Genomic DNA, 499 nt, shown 5'->3' with positions numbered 1-499 from the left:
GACCCACGAGCCGGCCAGCCGCTTCGACCTGGCCGAGCGGCTGCGCCACTGCGCCGGCGCCTGGGAGCAGGCGCTGCGCGCGCGCGGCGTCACCTTGACCTTGGCGCTGGCGGAGCCGCTGTGGCTGCACGGCTATCCGGGCGCCTGCCAGCAGGTGTTCCAGCACCTGATGGACAACTGCCTGCTGCATGCGTTTGCCGGGCGCGCCGGCGGCGCCATCGTGGTCGAGGCGCGCGCCGGCGACGGTGCGGTCCACATCGACTGGCGCGACGACGGCGTCGGCATCGCGCCCGAGCATGTGCCGCTGGTGTTCGAGCCGTTCTACACCACCCAGCTGGGCCTGACCGGGGCCGGGCTCGGGCTGGCCAGCGTGCACAGCATGGTGGTGGGGCTGATGCGCGGCCAGGTCACGCTTGACAGCGCGCCGCGGCGCGGCACGCGGGTGTCGCTGTGCCTGCCCTGCGGCGGGGACGCGCCGTGAGCGGCCGGCGCCAGGCGC

1 protein-coding gene is annotated in these 499 nt (G+C 75.6%); it reads left to right on the top strand.

Going from position 1 to position 499, the window contains the following annotated elements; translation table 11 throughout:
* On the top strand, positions 1-481 hold a 481-nt coding region (locus tag GTP90_RS36055), incomplete at its 5' end, for a sensor histidine kinase (protein ID WP_161087964.1).
* Between the last annotated feature and the right edge of the window lie 18 nt (positions 482-499).

The sequence above is a fragment of the Duganella vulcania genome, from assembly GCF_009857655.1.
In the GTDB taxonomy this organism is placed as follows: domain Bacteria; phylum Pseudomonadota; class Gammaproteobacteria; order Burkholderiales; family Burkholderiaceae_D; genus Rugamonas; species Rugamonas vulcania.
The sequence above is the reverse complement of the archived record's forward strand: the minus strand, read 5'-3'. Positions and strand labels throughout refer to the sequence as shown.